Genomic DNA, 21802 nt, shown 5'->3' with positions numbered 1-21802 from the left:
CTCCCCGCTCCCCGCTCGTTGTGAAGTGAGAGGAGCTACCCGGTGGAACTGAACCTTCGATTGCTGCTCGAAAGGGCCGCGCGGTATTTTCCGGGCAATGAAATCGTAACCCGCCTGCCGGACGGCAGGATGCATCGCTACACCTATCGCGATCTCGACGCGCGCGTGCGGCGTCTCGCGAGCCGCCTTGCGATGCTCGGCCTCAGGCCCGGTGATCGCGCGGGCACGATCGCCTGGAATACATACCGCCATCTCGAACTCTATTTCGCCCTGCCTTGCGCGGGTACGGTGCTGCACACGATCAATCTGCGGCTGGCCGACGAGCATCTCGTCTACATCATCAACCATGCAGAAGACCGGGTGCTCTTCGTCGATCCGGATCTTTTGCCGACAGTCGAGCGCCTCGCGCCGCAGCTTCAATCCGTCAAGATCGTCGTCGTCATGGCGGACCGCATTCCGCCGACGTCGCTCTCCAACGTCGTCGCCTATGAGGATCTCATCGCCGCGGGCGATCCGGAATTTCCGTTCCATGAGCTTCCCGAGCGCACGCCTGCGGGCATGTGCTTCACCTCCGCGACGACGGGACTGCCGAAGGGCGTGGTCTACACCCATCGCGACATCTATCTGCACTCGATCACGGAATCGCTCGGCGATGCGCTCAACATCCGCGAGCGCGACACCGTGCTGCCGGTCGTGCCTATGTTCCACGCCAATGCCTGGGGACTTCCGTTCGCGGCAACGGGCATGGGCTCGAAGCTCGTTCTGCCGGGCGAGCGTCCGCATGCGCCCGATATTCTCGAGCTGATGCAGGAGGAGCGCGTGACGCTCGCGGCCGCCGCCGTCAGCGTCGGCATCGATATGGTGGCGGAGCTGAAGCGCCAGAGCCGCGATCTGTCATCCTTGCGTGCTCTCATGCTCGGCGGATCGGCGACGCCCGCCGCGGTGATGGAGTTCTTCATCAACGAGTTTGGAATTCCGATCCAGACGGCGTGGGGCTCAACCGAACTAGCGCCTCTGGCGACGAGTGTTCATATCCGCCGCGCCGATCTCCACAAGCCCCAGCTCCAGCACATCAAGACGCGCGTGCGTCAGGGCATTCCGCTTCCGGGAGCCGAGCTCAAGGTGCTCGACGAGGAAGGCCGCCTGGTTCCCTGGGACGACAGGACGATCGGCGAGATCTATGTGCGCACGCCCTGGAGCGCCACCGAATATTACCGCGACGAACGGACCGCGGATGCATTCGTCGACGGCTACTGGAAGAGCGGTGACATGTCGACCGTCGATGCGGACGGCGTTCTGCGTCTGGTGGACCGGGCGAAGGACCTCATCAAGAGCGGCGGCGAGTGGATTTCCTCGGTCGATCTGGAGAACGCGCTCGTCGCGCATCCCGGCGTGCGCGAGGCCGCGGTCGTTGGAGTGCCCGACGAGAGATGGCTCGAGCGGCCCTGCGCCTATGTGGTGTGCGAGGAGGGCGCGGTCCTCACGGCGCAGGAATTGCGCGCCTGGCTCGAACCCCGTTTCGCGAAGTGGTGGCTCCCCGATCACTACCTGGTCGTCGGCGAAATCCCCAAGACCGGCGTCGGCAAGATCAACAAGCGCGCCCTGCGTGAGCGGGTCGAACGCGACATCAGACCGGAGGCGGAGATGTAAACCGGACAGAAAGGCGCCGGTCGCGCTTCCCCCGATGGGCAGGGCGGATGACGGCAGCCGAGAAACTCAGGCGCCTGTTGGCACCAAAAACCAAGCACGAACATCTCAAGGAAAGGGAGTGAGATCGTGAAATTTATCCTCTTCTATCTGCCCTCGGTCGGCACCGTGGCGCAGACGCATAACGGCATGGCCGGTCAGAAGACGCAGAACTACCAGAACATGCTCTGGCAGATCCGCGATCAGATCAAATTCGCCGACGATGCCGGCTTCTGGGGCGCGGCCTTCACCGAGCACCATTTCCACATCGAAGGCATCGAGACCTCGAACAACCCGATCTTGCTCGACCTCTATTTCGGCCTGCAGACGAAGCGTATCCGCGTCGGCCAGCTCGCCAATGTGCTGCCGTTCCACAATCCGCTGCGTCTCGCCGAAGACATGGCGATGCTCGACCAGATGCTGCAGGGCCGCACCTTCTTCGGCATCGCGCGTGGCTATCAGAAGCGCTGGGCCGACGTGATGGGCCAGGTCTATGGCGTGGGCGGCACGATGTCGGACAAGTCCGAGGTCGACCAGAAGAACCGCCAGCTCTTCCTCGAGCATTACGAGATCATCAAGAAGGCCTGGACGAGCGACGTCTTCAGCCATCGCTCCGAGCACTGGGCGATCCCGCCGGAAAATCTCGCTTTCCATCACGACGTGGTCAATCGTTTCGGCAAAGGTCAGAATGAGGACGGTATCATCACGGAGATCGGCATCGCGCCGCGACCCTACCAGCGCCCTCATCCCCCGATCTTCCAGCCCTTCTCCTTCAGCGAGGACACTTTCCGCTTCTGCGCCCGTGAAGGCATCGTGCCCTTCGCGCTTGCGACCGACGACGATACGCTGAGCGATCTCTTCCACGCCTATAAGGACGAAGCGGCGGCCGCTGGCCACAATTACGAGCTCGGCCAGAACATCGGCATCTTCCGTGACGCGCTCGTACTCGACGACGCGGCCGAGGCGCACAGATATGCGGCCATGGGCAATGGCTTCGTCTGGCCGGCCTGGTTCGCGCCGATCGGCTTCAACGAGGCGTTCCGCAAGAAGGGCGAGACGGGCCGCATCGGGCCTGAGTGCGACTACAACTACCTCGTCGAGAAGGGCTTCGAGTTCGTCGGCAATCCGGACCAGGTGAACCGTCAGATCGAGAAGATGGTGAAGCTGCACAATCCGGAATACTTCCTCATGTGGCAGTACGCCGGCCCCGTCCCGCACCACATCCAGATGCGCAATCTGGAACTGTGGGCGACAGAAATCCTTCCGAACTGGATGGATTGACCCCGGGAACCCCTAGTACCCCCCATGTACCCGGGCGAGGATGGCGGGGCGCTCTTCAGAGCGTCCCGCCATCCATTTTCTGGCAGGGCGTCGCACGTGCGGCCCGGAGCCAATAAAAAAGGCCGGCAGAGATGCCGGCCTTTTTCTTCTTACGGTGAGTTTCTCACTCCGCTGGCGACAGCGCGCCGCTCGGCTCCTTCTTCGTGCGCTTGAAGAGCGAGGGCAGCACGTTGATGAAGGAGAGCAGCACCGCCGCCGCATAGGGCACCGACTGCACGAGAAGCACGCAGATCCAGAGACGCGACAGGCTGTCGGAGAAATCCTGATTGAGGAAGAAGGCGATGGCGAGACCCCAGAGCAGGGTCAGCATCACGGCTTCTTCGCGCACCTGGATGATCGCGGCGGCAAGCGGCGGCTTGTCCTCGCATTTCGGTGTGCGGATGAAGGGCTTGCTCGTGGTGATCATGCCGTTGAGCATGGCCTTGGCGACCGTATGGGTGAGGCCGAGCGCTGCGACGCCCGCGCCGAGGCTTTCGATGAAGCTGCAATCCTTCACGCGCACGGCGTAGAGCAGCAGCGAGCGCACGAACTTGAAGATGAAGCTTCCGATCGTCGGGATGAGGAACGCCGCGACGGGGAGCTGCACCATCTTCGGCGCGTAAAGCGCAAAGAGCGAAAGCCCGATGCTGGCGATGGTGAAGAGCAGCGCCAGCCCGTCCGCGAACCAGGGGAGCCAGCCTGCGAGGAAATAGTAGCGTTGCGCCGGGGTGAGCCCGCCCTTGCGCGCCCAGGGCGCGAGCGCGTCCCAGTGATGCTTCACGATCTGCACCGCGCCATAGGCCCAGCGGAAGCGCTGGCTGATATAGCCCGCAAGCGTGTCGGGCGTGAGGCCGCGGCCGAAGGAGTGGTTGACGTAAACGCTGTCATAGCCGGAGCGGTAAAGCTTGATGCCGAGTTCCGCGTCCTCGCAGATGCACCACTCGGCCCAGGCGCCGACCTTTTCCAGAGCCGATTTGCGCACCAGCGTCATCGTGCCGTGCTGAATGACGGCGTTGAAGTAGTTGCGCTGAACCATGCCGATATGGAAGAAGCCGGCATATTCCCAGTAGCACATGTTCTTGAACATGCTCTCATGGCGGTCGCGATAGTCCTGTGGCGACTGCACGAAGCCGACATCTTCCTTGGCGAAATAGGGAACCATCATGCGCAGCCAGTTCGGCGAGACCTGATAGTCGCTGTCGATGACGGCGATGATGTCGGCGTTGGGCGCGGTCATCTTCAGGCCGAAATTGAGCGCGCCCGCCTTGAAGCCCGGCCAGTTCTCAAGATGGAAGAAGCGGAAGCGGGGCCCGAGCTGCGCGCAATAGTCCCGCACGGGCTGCCAGACGGCCGGATCGACAGTGTTGTTGTCGAGAACGAGCACCTCGAAATTCGGGTAGTCGAGCTTCGAGAGCGCCAGCAGCGTCTCGCGCACCATTTCCGGCGGCTCGTTGTGGATCGGGACGTGAATCGAAACCTTGTTCGGCGGATAGGCTTCCGCCTTCTCGAAGGGCTCGAAATGTCTTTCGCCATGCCGCGTCCAGATCACTTCGACGAATTCGATCGCCTCGGCGAGAAGCACGATGAGCAGCAGCCCCTGCGCAAGGAAGAGGAAGCTCCAGACGAAGGTATCGACCGAGGTGAGATAGAGACCCGTGACCGAGAGCCCCGCCCAGGCGAGCGCGGAAGCGGCGATCTGCGTCATGATGGTGAAGATGACGACGCCCGCCGTCTCGACATGCTGGCGGCGCAGCATGAAGACCACGGCCATAACGAGCGCGAGGCCCGCCGCGATCGAGGCCCAGAAGCGCCAGTGCGGCGCTTCGATGATGCTGCCCGCCATCGGGAATTTCGGCTGGCGCTCGGCATTGTAGATGCCCCAGTAGCTGCCCGCCGCGCCTTCCTCGGCCGCCTTCCAGGGCTGGTCGAAGGCTTCCATCACGTAATAGGTGAGGTCGGCCTTCTTCGCGCGGTTGAGGAACTCGCGCAGGAAGGTCGCCTGATTGACGAGCGAGGGCACGGCCTCGCCGGAAAGCTCGGCCTCGGGGATGCCGGGATAGGGCTTGCGCGGAATGATCTTGCCGCGGCTCGGCCAGCCGACTTCGGTGATGACGATGGGCTTGTCCGGATAGGCCCTGTGCAGTTCGTCGAGGCGCTCGAAAACCGCATCGACCGCGCGGTCCACGGGAATGCCTTCCCAGTAGGGGAGGATCTGCACGCCGATGAAGTCGACCTCTTTCACGAGTTCGGGGTGCTTCAGCCAGATATGCGGCGGCTCGGCGGTGGAAACGGGCTTCCAGACCTTCTTCTTTACCTCGCGGATCTTGTCGATGAGTTCGCTCACCGGCAGGTCGTTTCGGAGCAGCGCCTCGTTGCCGACCAGAACGCGCACGACGTTGCGCTTCGGCGCGAGCTTGATGAGGTTGGCGATTTCCTCGTCATTGCGCTTCTCGTCGGTGCCGATCCAGGCGCCGGCGGCGACCGACAGGCCATGACCCGCCGCGAGATCGGGGATGTCTTCCTGCCCGCGAATGACGCTGTAGGTACGAATGGCCTGAACAGTGCCCGCAAGCAGCTTGAGATCGGACTCGATCTGCTCGCGCGTCGGATTGACGTTCTTCGTCGGGTCCTGCCCGAGCTGATAGGGGCTGTAGGAGAAGCCGACGATTTCGCCGGTCCATGCCTCGGCCTCGTGAGGCTGATTGAACGAGGCCCAGATCGCCAGATTGGCAGCGATCACGACCGGAAGCACGAAGACGAAGAAAATCGCGACGCGGGCAAGCGGGGACCTGCTCGAAGTGCGTGAGGCGGGGTTGTCCATTCAAACTACCGTAAGAGAAACCGCCTGGGGGAAAGTTACGAAATGCCTGCGGTCCGGCAGCCCAGCTCTGCCGCGTCCGCCACGTATCACTTCCGGCATGCGGCCGTGAAAACCGCATGATCGGACTTTTTCATCGTCAGAGATAGGTGACGGGCGATGAACCGTCGATGAATGGCAGGGGCCGCCCGGCCCGCAGCGGCGCCTTGTCGCGCCGAGGCCGGGCGCGGCCGTGCCGCGTTACGGCGATTTTCCGAGCGGCACGATTGCCGGCCCATCCATCCACTCCGTCATGTTCCGGACGCCTGTCAGTCGGCAGCGGCAGAAATCCTCGCTCCCGCGGGGCGGGCTTGCGCGCCGCGCACGAGCTTGCCGTTGAGTTTGCCCGTCGGCTGGCCGTTCCGGAACGCGACGACGCCCGAAACGATGCTCGCCGTATAGCCGTCCGTCTCCTGGATGAGCCGCTTGCCGCCCGCCGGCAGGTCGTTGACGATGCGCGGCGAATAGAGCGTGAGCCCGTCGAAGTCGATGACGTTGACGTCGGCCTTCATGCCGGGCGCGAGCACGCCGCGGTCGTTGAGGCCGACGAGTTCCGCATTGCGGCCCGTGAGCCCGTGGATCAGCCATTCGAGCGGCAGCTTGCGTCCGCGCGTACGGTCGCGTCCCCAATGGGTCAGCAGCGTCGAAGGGAAGCTCGCATCGCAGATGATGCCGCAATGCGCCCCGCCATCCGAAAGGCCGAAGGCCGTGTTCGGATGGGTGAGCATCGTCTCGACATCGGCGAGGCTGCCGCAATGGTAGTTCATCAGCGGGAAATAGATGAGCGCGCGGCCGTCGCGTTCGAGCATGAGGTCGAGCACGATCTCGCGCGGGTTCTTGCCTGCCCGCTCGGCCCGCGCCTTGACGCTCTCCTCGGGCGCCGGTTCGTAGTTCGGCTTCTCGCCGAGCGCGAACATCTTGTGATAGGCGGTGCAGATCATCTCGATGATCTCGCCCGCGGGATAGGCGGGCTCCTCGGCGAGGAGCTTCGCGCGGAATTCGGGATCCCTCAGCGCCTTCACCTGCTCTGCGAGCGGCGCGCCCCAGATCTGGCGGAAGGTCTGATGCATGACGAAGGGATTGAGCGAGGCGGTGAGGCCGAGAAGAAGGCCCGTCGCGCGCGGCGGCACCTGGCCCCTGATCGGAAGTCCGGCCTCATTGGCGGCGGCGATGTTGTCGAGCACGCGCTTCCACACGGTCGGCCAGCGGTCATCCTGCTCGATGGTGATCGACATGGGGCGGCCCGACAGCTCGACCATGCCGCGCAGCATGGCGAATTCGGCGTCCGTGTCCTTGAAGTCGGCGATGAGCTGGAGGACGCCCTTGCCAGCCTTGCCCATGGCGCGCGCGATGCCGTGAAGCTCGTCGGCTTCCGCCTTCAAGGTCGGCGTCGAGGCACCGTGCTTGTCGCGGTGCTTGAGCGTGCGCGAGGTCGAAAAGCCGAGCGCGCCCGCATCGAGCGCATCGACCACGAGCCGCGCCATGGCTTCAGTCTCGGCTTCCGTCGCGGGCTCGAGCGCAGGCGCGCGCTCGCCCATCACATAGGCGCGCACGGCCGCATGCGGCACCTGCAAGCCGACATCGAGCGCGAGCGGCGATGCCTCGACCGCATTCATGTATTCGGGGAAGCTTTCCCAGTTCCACTTGATGCCTTCGGCAAGCGCCGTACCCGGAATATCCTCGACGCCCTCCATGAGGCCGAGCAGCCATTCGCGCTGCTCGGGCTTGCAGGGCGCGAAGCCGACGCCGCAATTGCCCATGACGGCGGTGGTGACGCCGTGAAAGGTCGAGGGCTGGAGATAGGGGTCCCAGGTGACCTGGCCGTCATAATGCGTGTGCACATCGACGAAGCCGGGGGTCACGATCTGGCCGCGCGCGTCGATTTCCTCGCGGCCGCCGCCTTCGACCTTGCCGACGGCGACGATGGTGCGGCCGTCAATGGCGATGTCGGCCTCGATGGGCTTTCGCCCGGTTCCGTCGTAAACGGTGCCGCCGCGGATCACGAGATCGTGCATGTTTTGTCTCCCCGGAAATGCTCTGAATGGCGTTTCCGGGGAGCTTAGCGGTTTCAGCTCCGTGGAGCAAAAGGAGCCCGACGGGGCTCAGTTCTTCTGCTGCTGGCCGCGCTGGCGGATCGCTTCGCGCCGTGCCTCGATGGCGCCGGCCTCGACCTTGCCATTGCGCTCGCTGGAAAAGCGCCTCTCGGTGCGGATCGCCTCGCCAAAGCTCTGCGCGAAGCCCTCGTCGATGAGCTTCTTGTAGGCGGGCAGGCAGTCCGGCACCACCGAGAGCATGTCCTCGGCAAGCTTGCGGCAGGCGGGCAGCAAGTCCTCGGGCGCCACGACGCGGTTGATGAGGCCCCATTCGGCCGCCTGCTCGGCGGAAAGGAAATTGCCGGTGAGCGACAGTTCCTTCGCCCGGTAGATGCCGATGGCGCGCGAAAGCTTCTGGCTGAGCCCCCAGCCCGGCAGGATGCCGACGCGGGCATGGGTGTCGGCGAAGCGGGCATTGGCCGAGCAGATGAGGACGTCGCAGGCCAGCGCCAGCTCGAAACCGCCCGTAATGGCCACGCCGTTGATCGCGCCGATGACCGGGCCGGAGAAATGGCCGATCGAGGTCACGGGGTCCTTGTCGGTCACGGTGCCGTTGACCGTGCTCGCGCCCGAGCCGAGTTCCTTGAGGTCGAGCCCGGCGCAAAAGGCCTTGCCCGCGCCGGTCAGGATCACGGCGCGGACCTCCGGATCAGCTTCCAGCGCCTCGAAGGTTTCGGCGATGGCCTGCCGGAGCTCGCGTGACAGCGCGTTCATGGCGGTCGGACGGTTCAGGGTGACGGTGGCGATGCCATCCGACTTTTCAACGAGCAGCACCGGATCCTCAGCCATGTACATTCTCCATAATCATTGGTGCGGGTTGGTAAATTGCGATAGGTTTGCTCTAACAGAGGAGACAACACGCCGCAATCCGCCCGGCTCGTTCGCGGGCGGAGTGTGTTGACCTTGGGGCGCTCATCGGACAGCATGCGCCCCCTCGCAACCCAGGGGGCTCCAGCCGTTGAGCATCGCCTCGTCCGAAGTCGAGCGCCAGCCGCTCAGGCTTGCTCTCCATGTCGCAGCTATTGGCGTTGTTTTCGGTGATATCGGGACCAGCCCGCTTTACACCATCCGCCAGTGCTTTGATCCCGCAGTGGGCCTGAAGCCGACGACGGAAACCGTCACCGGCGTGCTGTCGCTCGTCTTCTGGGCGATCACGCTCGTCGTGATGATCAAATATGTCGTCTTCATTCTGCGCGCCGACAACAAGGGCGAAGGCGGCGTGCTGGCGCTGACGGCGCTCGCGCTCAAGAAGGCGCGCTCGGGAAGCCTGCTCGCCACCGCGATCACCGGCGCGGGCATGCTCGGCGCGGCCTTCTTTTATGGCGACGGCATTCTGACGCCGGCGATCTCAGTGCTCGGCGCGGTCGAGGGTCTTGAAGTCATCTCGCCCGTCTTCAGCGGCATGACCATGCCCATTGCCGCGGCGCTCCTCGTCAGCCTTTTCCTCGCCCAGCGCAACGGAACGGCGCGGGTGGGCGCGCTTTTCGGCCCGGTGATGACCGCCTGGTTCGTGGCGATCGGTGCGCTCGGCATTTATGGTGTCGTCCAGCATCCGGCCGTGCTCGCCGCGCTCGATCCGCGGCCGGGCTTCGCGCTTCTGATAGCCGGGCACACGCATCCGCTGGCGCTTCTCGGCGCGGTCGTCCTCGCCATCACCGGCGCGGAAGCGCTCTACGCCGATATGGGCCATTTCGGACGCGCGACGATCCGCCGTGTCTGGATATCGCTCGTCTGGCCCGCGCTCATTCTCAACTATTTCGGCCAGGGCGCGCTTCTTCTCTACGAACCCACGGCCATCGAAAATCCGTTCTACCTCCTCGCGCCCGAAATCCTGCGCGTGCCTTTGCTCATCCTCGCGACCATGGCGGCGATCATCGCCTCGCAGGCGGTGATCTCGGGCGCCTTCTCCGTGACGAGCCAGGCGGTCGAGCTCGGCTGGCTGCCGCGCTTCCGCATCCGCCACACTTCGGCGCGCGAATCGGGCCAGATCTATGTTCCGCAGATCAACGCCGCGCTGATGGTGGGCGTGCTCGCCGTGGTGCTCGGCTTCGAGACGTCCTCGCGCCTTGCCTATGCCTATGGCATCGCCGTGACCGGCACCATGGTCATGACGACCTGCATCGGCTTTTACTATTACTACCGCATCGCGAAATGGCCGCTGATCCCCGTCGCCGCCTTCGCGCTCCTGCTGCTGACGGTCGATCTGAGCTTCCTCGTCTCCAATCTGACGAAGGTGCTGGAGGGCGGCTGGCTTCCAATCGCCGTCGGCATCAGCATCGTCATCGTCATGGAGACGTGGCGGCGCGGGCGCAAGCTCCTCGCCGAGCAGTTCCTCGACGGCGCCGTGCCGCTCGACACGCTGCTCCGGCAGGCATCCGAACAGAAGATCCAGCGCGTCAAGGGCGCGGCCGTCTTCCTCACCGCCAATCTCGATGTCGTGCCGACGGCGCTGCTCCACAACCTCAAGCACAATCAGGTTCTGCACAAGCGCGTGGCGCTGCTGCGCGTGAGCACGGAGGACACGCCGCGCGTACCGCTCGCCGAGCAGCTCAAGGTCGAGACCCTGTCGAACGGTTTCGCCCGCATCGAGATCAGGCATGGCTTCATGCAGCAGGTGGACGTGCCCGAGCAGCTCGAGCGCTGCCGCACCTTCGGCCTCGATTTCCCGCCAATGGAGACGTCCTACTTCGTCAGCCGCCAGACGCTCGTGCATGAGCACTCGTCCAAGATGCCGGCCTGGCAGTCCCGGCTCTTCATTCTGCTGATGGACTATGCGCTGGGGCCGACGGAATATTTCCAGCTCCCGCCGAACCGCGTGGTCGAACTGGGCACCAAGACCGAGGTCTGACCGCCTCGGCCCTCATTTCAACCGAGGAACTGCGCCAGCGCCACGCCGATGAAATTGGCGATCGCATAGCCGAGCACGCCGAACATCACGGCGGGTGTGACGAGCGTCCGCCAGCGCTGGCTCGCGGCCTGCGCGGCAGCCGTTGCGGGGCCGAGCGCGCAGGCATTGGAAGCGATGAGCGCTTCGGCGAGGTCGATGCGGAAGAGCTTCGCCCCGCCAAGGACGAAAGCAAGATGCACCGCCGCCATCACGCCCGTGAACGCGAAGATGGGAAGCGCCGTCTGCACCATGAGCAGCACGTCGGCGCCCGCGCCCACGACCGCGAAGAAGATGTACATGAAGTACATGCCGAGATCGAAGTCGCCATTGAGCCTGTGCATGCGCCGCGGAAAGAAATTGGCGAGCGCGAGCGCCGCGATGGTGACGAAGAGCACGCCGAACTGCGGAATGCCTGCAAGGCCCGCGACCACATAGCCCACGAAGCAGCAAAGCGCCGAGAGAGCAAGCGCCGTTGCGAGATCGGCGATATGGAAATGGTTGCGCTCCTGCGCCTCGATGGCGTCGTCCTCGACCGGCGCTTCGTCGATCACGCGCGAGGGAAAGAGGCGGCGGATGAGCGCCGAGCCCGGCAGGAGAACGAGCAGAGTGAGAAAGAGCGTGCCGCCCACATTGTCGGACGCGGCCATCGCGCCGAGAACGGCTCCGTCCTTCAGCTCGAGCATCTGCGAGACGGCGGCGAAATTCACCGAGCCGCCGATCCAGCTTGCGCCGATCGTGCCGGCGATCTTCGGCCCGTCAGCCCCGAGATCGATTAGATGAAATCCCGCGATCGCCCCGGCGATGGTGCCGACCGAGGCAAGGGCGAAGGCGAAGAGCAGGCGTCCCGTCTCCGGAATGATGCGCCGCAGATCCGCCTTGAAGAGGAGAAGCGGAATGGCGAGCGGAACGGCGTAGCTCCAGACGAGATCGTGGAAGGTCGAGGCGAAGGGCAGGATGCGCAGATTGGAGAGAAGCGCGCCCGCGCCGATGGTGAGGATGACGCCGGACAGCACCTTGCCGAGCCTCGTTCCCTCCGACCAGACGCCGAAGGCCGCCGCGCACAAAAAAGCGGCCACGAGGCCGAAACTGTTATCGGCCGAGATGAGTGAGCCCGTCATGTCCATTCCCGCGTAACTCGTTCAATGGCGTTCATCATGCGGAACGTCGGGCGAATTACAAGCCGGCTGGGGCGAGGGTCGAGCTTCAGAGGCCGAAGCTCACGGAGATCGAGCCGAACTGATCGGGCTTGGGCTGGCCGTAAAATTCCCGTGTACGGAAGACATGGGTGAAGCTCACCCGCGTCGCGCCGAGAACAGCGACGGCGCCGAGCTTGCCGTCGAAGACGAAGACCTTCTTGTCGACGCTCTGGCTGTCGCGGAAAGTGTTGCCGTCGAGGAAGATGTCGCGCGCAATGGCGCGCGCCTCGGCGCCCGCGAAGAGATACCAGTCGAAACCGTTGGCGCTGTGGAACCATTCCGAACCGCCAATGCCGGGATAGATGCGCGTCGGGCCGAAATCATTGGGCAGCGCGGGGCCGATGCGGAACGTGCCGCCTCCGCCCGCATAGGTCTGCACATTGCCGAGCGCGACGATGCCATAGGGGATGATATCCGTTTCGAGGCCGAACATGCGCGGCGTCGAAAAGGTCGCCGAGCGCCAGGCGCGCTCGAAGCTCAGATTGATTCCGGGCTCGTTGCGAAGCTGATTCGTCCATCCGCTCGCCTGATCGACGCCGATGAGCCGGTGCCAGCCGTTCTGCGTCTGCCGTCCGAGCGCCCAGGGCCCGACGACGCCGAGATCGAGCTTCCACTGATCCTGCCAGGTTTCATGCGCCGCGTTCTCGCGCACGCTTTGCAGCGTGAAGGTGGTGTGGAGCCATGCGGCATAGGGCCGGTCGTTGAGAATGGGCGCGCTCTGATTGGTGTCATCCGGCGTGAAAAGCGCCTGGGCGACGCTCACGCCGATCCGGTGGCTCGTGCGGACGACCTCCGCATCGTCGGTGAAAAGAGCGAAGACCGGCGGCGCGGAAAGCGTCCGCAGCCATTCCGGCAGATCGTCGCGCGGGCCCGACAGCCAGGATATCTGCGCGCCGTTCGTGTAATGCCGGTCCGTATTGGCGAATTTGGCGAAGAGGTCGTTCTCGGCCTGAACGGTCAGAAAGCCGTTATCGGCCGGCTCCGCGCTCTCCGCCGAGGCGGGCTGAAAAGCGGTCAGGATGGTGGCGAGGAGGGAAAGAGCAATCAGACGGAGGGCAGGGCCGGGCGTGTTCGTCATACCGGAGTCCAGTGGCCTTTCGAGGAGAGCTTGACGGCGGGAAACCGGCCGCTGTCCAATGATCGCGCGGAAGAAAATAACATGAAACCGCAATTGGGGAGGATGACATGAATGTGGCTGGAACAGCGGCTCGCATGAGCAGGGAGGAAGCGCAGGCGAAGGGCATGCTCATCGCCTGGCACGCGGCGCAGGCGCCCGAGAGGCCGGCGATCATCTCGCAGGCGGGCGGACGGAGCTATGGCGAACTCAACGCGCGGGCGAACCGCCTGGTGCGCGCATTGCGCGGCGCGGGGCTCAAGACCGGCGATGCGGTGGCGCTTCTCTGTTCCAATCGCCCGGAATTCGCCGAGGTGGTGGCCGCCTGCCAGCGCGGCGGCTTCCGGCTGACGCCGATCAACTGGCACCTCAAGGGCTCCGAGGTCGGCTATATCGTCGGTAATTGCGAGGCGAAGGCGCTTGTCGCCGATGTGCGGTTTGCAGCGAGCGCGCAGGAGGCGGCCGCCATGTCGCCGCTCGCCGCGATCAGGCTTTCCGTCGGCGGAGAGATTCCGGGCTTTGCCCCTTACGACGCCATGGTCGAGGCCGAGGCCGGGCACGACATCGACAATCCCGTGCTCGGCACGCAGATGATGTACACCTCCGGCACGACGGGCCATCCGAAGGGCGTTTTCCGCCGCGAGGCGCCGCCCGTGACGCCGCTGAACGCGAAGCTCGCGGAGACGGCACAATTCCGCCCCGGCGAGGACATGGCGCTCGTCACCGGGCCGCTCTATCACGCGGCGCCGCTGGCGCTCAATCTCAACTTCCCGCTCAATGCGGGCGTCGGCTGCGTGCTCATGGACAAATGGGACGCGGAGGACACGCTGCGTCTCGTCGAGAAGCACCGCATCACCCACACCCATGTCGTGCCGACCATGCTCCACCGCATGCTGAGCCTCGCGCCGGAGCTGCGGCAGAAATACGATTATTCGAGCCTGCGCTGGGTGCTGCATGGCGCGGCCCCTTGCCCGGCGCATGTGAAGGAGTGCTCGATCGAATGGCTCGGGCCGATCCTCTTCGAATATTACGCGGCGACGGAGGGCGGCGGCATTTTCGTCGACAGCCGCGAATGGCTGCAGAAGAAGGGAACGGTCGGCAAGCCTCTCCCCGGCGTCGTCATGAAGGTGGTCGATGAGGAGGGGAGCGCGCTCGGGCCCGATCAGGTCGGCACCATCTATTTCCAGGCGCCCGCGCAGGGCCGCTTCGAATATTTCAAGGCGCCGGAGAAGACCGAGGGCGCCTATCGCGGCGACTACTTCACCATGGGCGACATGGGCTATCTCGACGCCGACGGCTTCCTCTTCCTCACCGGACGCAGCGCCGAGGTCATCATCTCGGGCGGCGTCAACATCTACCCGGCGGAAATCGACGAGGAGATGCTGAAGCACCCCGCCGTCTATGATGTCGCCGTTGTCGGCGTGCCCAATGAGGAATGGGGCGAGGAGATCAAGGCGGTCGTGCAGCTCAATGAGGGGGTCGAGCCCGGCGACGCGCTCAAGGCGGAGCTCCTCGCCTTCGCCGCCGAGCGTCTGCCGGGCTACAAGCGTCCGCGCTCGGTCGATTTCACCGACGATCTGCCGCGCATGCCCTCGGGCAAGATCGTGCGGCGCTCGGTGCGCGACCGCTACTGGCAGGGCGAGAAGAAGATCTGAGAGGGCTTCGCCCGGCATGGCTCTTGGGCGCGCGCAAGCGGCCGTGTAACCTCGTTCCATCGAACCGGCTCAGGGGGAGCAACGCATGTCATTTGCCTATCCGCATACGGGTCTTGTGACCCTGCTCGCACTCTTCGTCTATTTCTGGATGGCCCTCCAGGTCGGCCGCGCCCGTGGCCGGCACAAGGTGCCCGCGCCCGCGATGAGCGGGCCGGACGAACTCATGCGCGTCATCCGTGTGCATGAGAACACGCTGGAAGGTCTCGTGCTCTTCCTGCCCGCGCTCTGGCTTTTCGCGCTCACCATCGGCGATCTCTGGGCGGCGCTTGTCGGCGTCTTCTATCCGATCGGCCGGGTCGTTTACGCGCTCGGCTATTACAAGGCCGCCGAAAAGCGCGAGCTGGGCTTCAGCATCGGCATCATCGCGACGGGGATCCTTGTCGTCGGCGATCTCATCGCCCTGGTGATGGCAGCCATCGCGACGCATCTCTGAGAAGAGGGCGCCGCATAGCAGAAGGGCCGCCCCTTTCGGGACGGCCCTTCGCTCCTATCCAACGTCCGTTTCTTATTATGTGACGCCGAATGTCGATGTCGTGTCCGGCTATCCGAGCCTGGCGAGCGCCGCGGCGACCTGGGCGGTCTTTTCCAGCGTCACCATGTGGCTCGCCTCCGGGATGGAGACGAGTTCCGCGCCTCTGATCGCCTTCTTCCAGGCATGGGCATAGGCCGGCGGAATGAGCCTGTCGCTGTCGCCCCAGACGAGCACGGTCTTCGCCTTGATGCGGTAGAGGCGCTGCGAGAGGCCGCGCTCGGGAATCGGGAAGAGGATCTTGCCCGCCATGCCCATCTGCCGGGCGTTCTGCACGAGAAAGCCCTTGAGCCATTCCGGATCGTCGAGCGCGACGCCCGCCGTCATGAGCTTCGTGCCCGCCTCCACGTCGTGGAAGAGATATTGCGGCATCTCATAGGGCAGCATGGCGAAGAGATCGGGGATCGGATGATCGTCGAGCCAGAGACCCGCCGGGCAGATGAGGCCGAGGCGCGAGAAGTCGTTGGGCGCGATGGCGGCCATCTCTGCGGCGATCATGCCGCCCATGGAATGGCCGACAAGGATCGGGTCCTTGAGCCCGAGAGCCTCGACCACATCCGCCGTATGCAGCGTGAAGTCGAGCATGTCGCGGATTTCGCCGCATTCTTCCGAATCGCCATAGCCCGGCAGCAGCGGCGCGAAGACGTGATGGCTCTCCGCGAGCTTGTTGAGCAGCGGGTCCTCCGCGGTGACGCCGCCCGCGCCATGCAGATAGACGAGCGGCGCACCTTTTCCGCCTTCGAAGTAGCGAACGGGCGCGTGATGCGTCTTGACGGTTTTCGTTTCCATCAGTCCTTTCCTCCCACCATCGCCGCCACCGCCGCCTCGCTCGGCAGGTTGCCCGGCGTTACCTGCTTCGCCAGCGGCTTGCACCAGAAACGTCCGTCATCGGCATGTTCGGGGAACATGTTGCGGAGCTTCGGCATGACCTTCTCGGCGAAGAGGCGGGTCGAATACATGCACTTGTCCTTCGGCATGTCGCCGACATGCAGGAGGCAGAAGATGTTGCCGACATGGAGGCCCTTGATGAGCTCTTCCATGCGCTGGCGCACCGTTTCGGGGCTGCCGGCGATGACGTGGCCCTGCTCGACGAGGTCCTTCCAGGTGAGCGACGCATAGCCGCCGATGGGCGGCGCGTATTGCGAGAGCGCGCCGGTCTGGATCGTCTTGATCGTGCGGTAGCCCGGCGCGTCGGCAAAGCCCGGATAGACGTGGAGGCAGCGATTGTAGAAGTAGCTCACATGCTCCGAGTAGAGACGCTCGGCTTCCTCATCCGTCTCGGCGACGCAGATCGTCTGCGCGAAGCCCGCGCGATAGGGCGAGGTGTCGGGCGCGTTGCGCTGGGCGACGCGGTCCCAATAGCCCTGCAGAAGGGCGCGCGCGCGGATATAGCCCGAGAAGGAGAGGTAGGAATAGGAATAGGTGTTGTCGATGCAGAAGTCGTAGGTCTCGACCGAGCCGCCGCCGGGAATGTGGATCGGCGGATTGGGCTGCTGGATCGGCCGCGGCCAGATGTTCACATGCCGGAGCTTGTTGTAGCGGCCGTTGAAGGCGAAGGGCTCGGGATCGTGCCAGGCGCGCATGATGAGATCGTGCGCTTCCTGATATTTCTCGCGGGTCAGCGCCGGGATCTGGCCGTAGCAATAGTTCGTGTCCATCGACGTGCCGACGGGGAAGCCCGCGACGAGGCGGCCGCCCGAGATGCAGTCGAGCATGGCGAATTCCTCGGCGACGCGCACCGGCGGATTGTAGAGCGCGATCGAGTTGCCGAGTACGACGATGCCGACATCCTTCGTGCGCCGGGCAAGCCCCGCCGCGATGATGTTCGGAGACGGCATGATACCGTAGCCGTTCTGGTGGTGCTCGTTGACGCCGATGCCATCGAAGCCGAGCGTCGCGGCATATTCGAGCAGGTCGATATGAGTGTTGTAGACCTCATGGCTCTTCGCCGGATCGAAGAGTTTCGAGGGGATGTCGACCCAGACCGAGCGGTACTTCTCGCGGAAGTCGTCCGGCAGATAGGGCCATGGCATCAGATTGAACCATGTGAACTTCATGCGTCTCCTCCTCCTGAGACAGGCCCGGTCCGCTTGCCCCGGGGGAGCGCGCCCATTTTCGGGTCTGTTGCGGCCCGTCCTTGTTTTTAGGGTAATTCCCCTAGGCCGGGATTCTAGTCAATTTGCCCAGGGGGTGCAATTGCGCCGCATGTGCCATTGCTGACAGCGCTGTTAGCGCAGGCGGACGCCAATGGCGCTATGCTGCATCCGGTTCGGTCGCGGGAAATTTCGGGAGGATGCGATGCGCATGAAGGTGCTTGGCCGGTCGGGCCTCAAGGTGTCGGTCGTCGGTCTCGGCTGCAATAATTTCGGGATGAAATGCGATCAGGCGGCAACCGACGCGGTGGTCGGAAAGGCGCTTGATCTCGGCATCACCTTCTTCGACACGGCCGATGCCTATGGCAACAAGGGCGGCTCCGAAACGATGCTCGGCAAGGCGCTGGGACAGCGCCGCAAGGATGTCGTCGTGGCGACGAAGTTCGGCCTGCCGATGGGCGATGGCGACTATATGCGAGGGGCCTCGCGCCGCTATATCGTGCAGGCCGTCGAGGCAAGCCTCAAACGTCTTGGCACGGATTATATCGACCTCTACCAGCTTCATTTCCCCGACCCCGAGACGCCTATCGAGGAGACGCTTGCAGCTCTCGACGATCTCGTCCGCTCGGGCAAGGTGCGTTATATCGGCTCGTCCAATCTCGCGGGCTGGCAGCTCGTCGAGGCGTGGTATCTGGCAGGGGAGGCAGGCGGCGCCAGGTTCATCTCGGCGCAGAACCACTACAACCTCCTCGACCGCAAGATCGAGCTGGAGCTTGTGCCCGCCGCCAGGACCTATGGGGCGAGCATCCTTCCTTACTTCCCGCTGGCGAGCGGCATGCTGACAGGCAAGTACAGGCGCGGAACGGGCGGGCCGGGGGATGGCCGCCTCACCCTCATGGGCGACCGCGCGAAAGCCATCCTGACGGAGGCGAATTTCGACCTCGTCGAGAAGCTCGAAGCCTTCGCCGCCGCGCGCGGCCGCTCGCTGCTCGATCTCGCCATCGGCTGGCTCGCCTCGCAACCGCATGTCGGGAGCGTCATGGCGGGTGCGACGAGGCCCGAACAGGTCGAGCAGAATGTGAAGGCGGGCGAGTGGGAGCTTTCGGCCGAGGAACTGGCGGAGGTGGGGAAGATCACCTTCAGGTTCTGACCCGGCAAGGCATCGATCCGCGCGGATCTGCGCCCGGTTCGGGGAGGTTTGCACGTCTTCCCCCAGCCGCCTCCCCCGTCTAGACTGCCTCCCAACAAGAAATCGAAACTCCAGGAGGTAACGACATGGCGGAAGTGGATATCGTCATTCGAGGCGGAATGCTTGTTGACGGCACCGGCAGCGCGCCGCGCGAGGCCGATGTGGCGATCGACAAGGGCCGTATCGTCGAGGTTGGCAAGGTAGCGGCGAAGGGCCGCGAGGAGATCGACGCGAAGGGTCTTCTCGTCACGCCGGGCTGGGTCGACATCCACACCCATTATGACGGGCAGGTGACCTGGGAGAGCCGCGTCACGCCGTCCTCCATTCATGGCTCGACAACGGTCGTGATGGGCAATTGCGGCGTCGGCTTCGCCCCCGTGCGCTCAAGCGATCACGACACGCTCATCCGCCTCATGGAAGGCGTCGAGGATATTCCGGGCGCGGCGCTTCATGAGGGCCTTTCCTGGCAGTGGGAAAGCTTCGCCGAATATATGGATGCGATCGAGAAGCTGCCGCACGACATCGACATCGTGACGCAGGTGCCGCATGGCGCGCTGCGCGTCTATGTCATGGGCGAGCGCGGCGCGAAGCGCGAGCCGGCAACCGCCGACGAGATCGCCGAGATGAAGCGGCTGACGCGCGAGGCGATCGATGCCGGCGCCATCGGCTTCTCGACGACGCGGACAATGGTGCACAGGACGGCCGATGGCGACCTCACGCCGACGCTCGGCGCCGCCGATGCCGAGATGGTCGCCATCGCCGAGGCGCTGCGCGATGCGGGCACGGGCGTTCTGCAATGGGTGTCAGATTTCCGCGAGATTGATCACGAGTTCGGGCTCATCGAGGAACTGACGCGCGTTTCCGGGCGGCCGCTCAGCTTCTCCATGGTGCAGGCAGACGTCATGCCCGACCAGTGGCGCGAGCTGATGAGGCGCCTCGATGGAGCGGCATCGCAGGGCCTGCCCATCAAGGCGCAGGTGCAGGGGCGCCCCGTGGGCCTCATGCTCGGCCTTCAGGGCTCGGTCCATCCCTTCGTCACGCGGCCTTCCTATCAGGCGATCGCTCATCTGCCGCTCGCCGAGCGCATGGCGGTGATGCGCGATCCGGCTTTCCGCGCGAAGCTCATCGCCGAGGCGCCGGAGGCGGGCCATCCCTTCGTCAATTCGCTCGCCGGCGCCTATCACAAGATGTTCGATCTCGGCGATCCGCCGAATTACGAGCCCGCGCCCGAGGAGAGCATCGCCGCGCGCGCCAAGGCCACGGGCGAGAACCCCGATGCCATCGTCTATGACATTCTGACGGCGAATGGCGGCACGGGATTCCTGTTCTTCCCGCTGCACAACTACACGGATTTCAACCTCGACAACACGCTCACCATGATGCGCAATCCGAACACGCTGTTCGGCCTGTCGGATGGTGGTGCGCATGTGGGCGCGATCTGCGATGTCAGCGTGCCGACCTACATGCTCACCCATTGGTGCCGCGACCGCACGCGCGGCGAAAGGCTCGATCTGCCTTTCGTGGTGAAGAGTCAGACGAAGGATACCGCAGAGGCGATCGGCCTCAGGGATCGCGGCGTCGTCGCGCCGGGCTACAAGGCCGACGTCAATGTGATCGACTTCGAGCGCCTGCGCCTGAAGCCGCCACATATGGTCTATGACCTGCCTTCGGGCGCACGCCGTCTGATGCAGGAAGCGGAAGGTTATGTCGTGACCATCGCGAGCGGACAGGTGATCTATCGCGATGGCGAGGCGACGGGCGCCCTTCCGGGCAGGCTCGTGCGGGGCGAGCAGCCCGCGCCCGCATTGCGCGCGGCCGAATAGTCCGCTCAGGCGGGAAGGGGAAGAAAGCGTTCGGGCGCGGCTTCGGCTGCGCCCGTTCTCGTTCGGGAGAGCGGCGTTTCCGTCCTGAAGAAGCGCTCGACCCTCGCGGCGATCTCCTCCCAGCCGGGCTCGCTCGGCAGCCAATGCGCCCGCCCGCGCAGGAATTCGATGCGCGCCTTGCCGCCATAGTAGTCGGCAGTCGACCAGGCGATGGATGCGGGAGTGAGGCGATCCTCGCTACCGGTGAGAAAGAGGAGCGGACAGGTGACCTTGCGTGCATCGACATGGGCCGCTCGGCGCGGGTCGAGATACCAGAAGGCCATTTCGGCGAGGCACCGTCCCGATTCCGGTATGAGCGTCGTATAAAGTCTGCGCGCCTCCTCTTCGTCGAGGCCGTTGAGCGCGCCCCAGCGCATGGTGCCGTAGGAGGGAAGCTGCGTCCTCCGCCAGAAGGGCGTGAGGAATGCCCGGCGGAAGAACCATGCGACCATGGGATCGAGCGCGAAGACAGGCGCGCAATGGGCGGACGCAAGCAGCGCCGCGCCGCGCGCAAGGCCCCGCGCGGCAAGCATCTGGGCGAGAAGCCCGCCCATGGAATGGCCGACGATGAACGGCGTGACGCCGAGGGCGCGAATGCCGGCCTCGAGATCGTCCGCATAATGAGCAAGGCTCGTCGTGGCGAGAGCCGGGTTCACGGGGGCGCCGGGCGCAACATCGTGGTGGCGAAGCGTGGGCGTCAGGACCCTGTAGCCGCTCGCCTCGAAATAGGCCCGGAAATTCTCCCAGACATGCGGGCCGCTCCACATGCCGTGAATGAGCATGACCGTCCGTTCGCCGGGCGTGCCGTCACCCATGCGCGTTCTGTCTGCGGTGTTCATGTCCGAGGACCGCTCGCGCAGCGCGGAATGTCTCGCCTGGGGGCGTTGGTGAGGGACAGGAATTTTGCCATGTGGCGGCTCTTTGTTCCTCGGGGGACATAATCCCCAAATGAAGGGGCGCGCCAACGGGCACCGGCGTTTCCCCATGTGTGAGCGGATTTAACGACAGGAACGCTTACCAAACTGCCAACATTATGCGGAATGCGGATCGAATTGGGTATCGCCGCGCGGCCGCGCCCCCACAATGGCGCTCTTGAACGGGAGGGGCAATGTCGGCACTCTGATCAATGAAGGCGTCGAGGCCGGCGCCGTGCATGGAACATCGAACGGGGATCGGCATGACGGAAAGACGCAGGAGCGGAAGCGGCAAGACGGCGCGCACTCCGGCAGCGCGCACGGGGGCAGCGCGCACGGGGGCAGCG

15 protein-coding genes are annotated in these 21802 nt (G+C 64.7%); 7 read left to right on the top strand and 8 right to left on the bottom strand.

Annotation, left to right across the window (positions count from 1 at the left end; all coding sequences use genetic code 11):
* Positions 1 to 42 precede the first annotated feature (42 nt).
* Complete coding sequence (locus WBG82_RS05560) at positions 43 to 1650, top strand: long-chain fatty acid--CoA ligase (RefSeq protein ID WP_424422384.1); 1608 nt, start codon at positions 43 to 45, stop codon at positions 1648 to 1650.
* Positions 1651 to 1776: 126 nt separating this feature from the next.
* On the top strand, positions 1777 to 2967 hold the full coding sequence (locus WBG82_RS05555; protein ID WP_424422381.1) for an LLM class flavin-dependent oxidoreductase: 1191 nt from the start codon (positions 1777 to 1779) through the stop codon (positions 2965 to 2967).
* Between the two features lie 163 nt (positions 2968 to 3130).
* On the opposite strand, the gene WBG82_RS05550 is transcribed toward WBG82_RS05555, so the two are convergent.
* From WBG82_RS05550 to WBG82_RS05540, 3 genes are all read right to left on the bottom strand, one after another.
* A complete protein-coding gene (locus WBG82_RS05550) occupies positions 3131 to 5827 on the bottom strand; it encodes a glycosyltransferase (protein WP_424422378.1) in 2697 nt (898 codons plus the stop codon).
* Positions 5828 to 6132: 305 nt separating this feature from the next.
* A complete protein-coding gene (locus WBG82_RS05545) occupies positions 6133 to 7878 on the bottom strand; it encodes an N-acyl-D-amino-acid deacylase family protein (protein ID WP_424422376.1) in 1746 nt (581 codons plus the stop codon).
* Between the two features lie 87 nt (positions 7879 to 7965).
* Complete coding sequence (locus tag WBG82_RS05540; RefSeq protein WP_424422373.1) at positions 7966 to 8745, bottom strand: enoyl-CoA hydratase; 780 nt, start codon at positions 8743 to 8745, stop codon at positions 7966 to 7968.
* A 175-nt stretch (positions 8746 to 8920) separates the two neighbouring features.
* On the opposite strand from WBG82_RS05540, the gene WBG82_RS05535 reads away from it, so the two are divergent.
* A complete protein-coding gene (locus WBG82_RS05535; RefSeq protein WP_424422512.1) occupies positions 8921 to 10804 on the top strand; it encodes a potassium transporter Kup in 1884 nt (627 codons plus the stop codon).
* Between the two features lie 17 nt (positions 10805 to 10821).
* Here WBG82_RS05535 and WBG82_RS05530 read toward each other — a convergent pair whose 3' ends face one another.
* A complete protein-coding gene (locus WBG82_RS05530) occupies positions 10822 to 11961 on the bottom strand; it encodes a DUF819 domain-containing protein (protein ID WP_424422371.1) in 1140 nt (379 codons plus the stop codon).
* An 85-nt stretch (positions 11962 to 12046) separates the two neighbouring features.
* Positions 12047 to 13117: a lipid A deacylase LpxR family protein gene (locus WBG82_RS05525; protein ID WP_424422368.1), complete on the bottom strand. Its 1071-nt coding sequence runs from the start codon at positions 13115 to 13117 to the stop codon at positions 12047 to 12049.
* Between the two features lie 134 nt (positions 13118 to 13251).
* Here WBG82_RS05525 and WBG82_RS05520 point away from each other — a divergent pair, with 134 nt between their 5' ends.
* A complete protein-coding gene (locus tag WBG82_RS05520; protein ID WP_424422365.1) occupies positions 13252 to 14808 on the top strand; it encodes an AMP-binding protein in 1557 nt (518 codons plus the stop codon).
* 85 nt (positions 14809 to 14893) lie between these two features.
* On the top strand, positions 14894 to 15301 hold the full coding sequence (locus WBG82_RS05515) for an MAPEG family protein (RefSeq protein WP_424422362.1): 408 nt from the start codon (positions 14894 to 14896) through the stop codon (positions 15299 to 15301).
* A 108-nt stretch (positions 15302 to 15409) separates the two neighbouring features.
* Here WBG82_RS05515 and WBG82_RS05510 read toward each other — a convergent pair whose 3' ends face one another.
* On the bottom strand, positions 15410 to 16186 hold the full coding sequence (locus WBG82_RS05510; RefSeq protein ID WP_424422359.1) for an alpha/beta fold hydrolase: 777 nt from the start codon (positions 16184 to 16186) through the stop codon (positions 15410 to 15412).
* On the bottom strand, positions 16186 to 17454 hold the full coding sequence (locus WBG82_RS05505) for an LLM class flavin-dependent oxidoreductase (protein ID WP_424422357.1): 1269 nt from the start codon (positions 17452 to 17454) through the stop codon (positions 16186 to 16188). The genes WBG82_RS05510 and WBG82_RS05505 overlap by 1 nt, the downstream gene beginning before the upstream one ends.
* A gap of 241 nt (positions 17455 to 17695) precedes the next feature.
* Between WBG82_RS05505 and WBG82_RS05500 the strand changes: the two genes are divergently transcribed.
* Positions 17696 to 18640 carry an aldo/keto reductase gene (locus WBG82_RS05500; RefSeq protein WP_424422354.1) on the top strand — a complete coding sequence of 315 codons (945 nt, stop codon included), beginning with the start codon at positions 17696 to 17698 and terminating at the stop codon, positions 18638 to 18640.
* 125 nt (positions 18641 to 18765) lie between these two features.
* The gene (locus tag WBG82_RS05495) at positions 18766 to 20502 is read left to right on the top strand and encodes an N-acyl-D-amino-acid deacylase family protein (protein WP_424422351.1); all 1737 of its coding nucleotides are present in this window, start codon (positions 18766 to 18768) and stop codon (positions 20500 to 20502) included.
* Positions 20503 to 20507: 5 nt separating this feature from the next.
* Here the strand turns inward: WBG82_RS05495 and WBG82_RS05490 are convergent, their stop codons facing one another.
* Positions 20508 to 21380 (bottom strand): alpha/beta hydrolase, encoded by an 873-nt coding sequence (locus tag WBG82_RS05490; protein WP_424422348.1) that lies wholly within the window; start codon positions 21378 to 21380, stop codon positions 20508 to 20510.
* Positions 21381 to 21802 lie beyond the last annotated feature (422 nt).

Origin of the sequence: Parvibaculum sp., from assembly GCF_049671045.1 — a bacterium.
Taxonomy (GTDB): domain Bacteria; phylum Pseudomonadota; class Alphaproteobacteria; order Parvibaculales; family Parvibaculaceae; genus Parvibaculum.
Note: the sequence above shows the minus strand (reverse complement) of the source record. Positions and strands in the feature narration are given on the sequence as shown.

Coding starts and splice junctions, on each gene's coding strand:
- WBG82_RS05540 (WP_424422373.1), bottom strand. CDS start 8,745: ATGGCTGAGGATCCGGTGCTGCTCGTTGAAAAGTCGGATGGCATCGCC.
- WBG82_RS05495 (WP_424422351.1), top strand. CDS start 18,766: ATGGCGGAAGTGGATATCGTCATTCGAGGCGGAATGCTTGTTGACGGC.
- WBG82_RS05490 (WP_424422348.1), bottom strand. CDS start 21,380: ATGAACACCGCAGACAGAACGCGCATGGGTGACGGCACGCCCGGCGAA.
- WBG82_RS05515 (WP_424422362.1), top strand. CDS start 14,894: ATGTCATTTGCCTATCCGCATACGGGTCTTGTGACCCTGCTCGCACTC.
- WBG82_RS05545 (WP_424422376.1), bottom strand. CDS start 7,878: ATGCACGATCTCGTGATCCGCGGCGGCACCGTTTACGACGGAACCGGG.
- WBG82_RS05505 (WP_424422357.1), bottom strand. CDS start 17,454: ATGAAGTTCACATGGTTCAATCTGATGCCATGGCCCTATCTGCCGGAC.
- WBG82_RS05530 (WP_424422371.1), bottom strand. CDS start 11,961: ATGACGGGCTCACTCATCTCGGCCGATAACAGTTTCGGCCTCGTGGCC.
- WBG82_RS05550 (WP_424422378.1), bottom strand. CDS start 5,827: ATGGACAACCCCGCCTCACGCACTTCGAGCAGGTCCCCGCTTGCCCGC.
- WBG82_RS05525 (WP_424422368.1), bottom strand. CDS start 13,117: ATGACGAACACGCCCGGCCCTGCCCTCCGTCTGATTGCTCTTTCCCTC.
- WBG82_RS05520 (WP_424422365.1), top strand. CDS start 13,252: ATGAGCAGGGAGGAAGCGCAGGCGAAGGGCATGCTCATCGCCTGGCAC.
- WBG82_RS05510 (WP_424422359.1), bottom strand. CDS start 16,186: ATGGAAACGAAAACCGTCAAGACGCATCACGCGCCCGTTCGCTACTTC.
- WBG82_RS05500 (WP_424422354.1), top strand. CDS start 17,696: ATGCGCATGAAGGTGCTTGGCCGGTCGGGCCTCAAGGTGTCGGTCGTC.